Raw genomic sequence first — 323 nt, 5'->3', positions numbered from 1 at the left:
CCACACGCGGCGCTACCGGCGCCGCAGCCGCATCGAGATCATGTTCGGCCGCCTGAAAGATTGGCGCCGCGTCGCCACACGCTACGACCGATGCCCAACGGTCTTCTTCTCGGCCGTTGCCCTCGCGGCCACTGTCATCTTCTGGCTGTGACCAATGAGTCCTGACCCTAGCGCATGGTCCAACGTGGTACGTCTCTCTTGCTGGGCATCCGAGCCCGCAAAGGACGCCGATTCAGCCGTACGCATAGTAACCTGTGCTCCCTTCCGTCCTTCAACCAGGTAACAGCTAACTCTCGTACGCAGATTACTAATCTAGATAAGAC

The 323-nt window shown here is 59.4% G+C and carries 1 protein-coding gene; it reads left to right on the top strand.

The features are described 5' to 3' along the window. Nucleotides 1-151 (top strand): transposase (locus AC0IYH_RS28975; protein WP_471837442.1); only part of this gene is annotated, 151 nt, incomplete at its 5' end. Nucleotides 152-323: the final 172 nt, after the last annotated feature.

This window comes from Pseudomonas sp. AC463, from assembly GCF_979253585.1.
The sequence above is the reverse complement of the archived record's forward strand: the minus strand, read 5'-3'. Positions and strand labels throughout refer to the sequence as shown.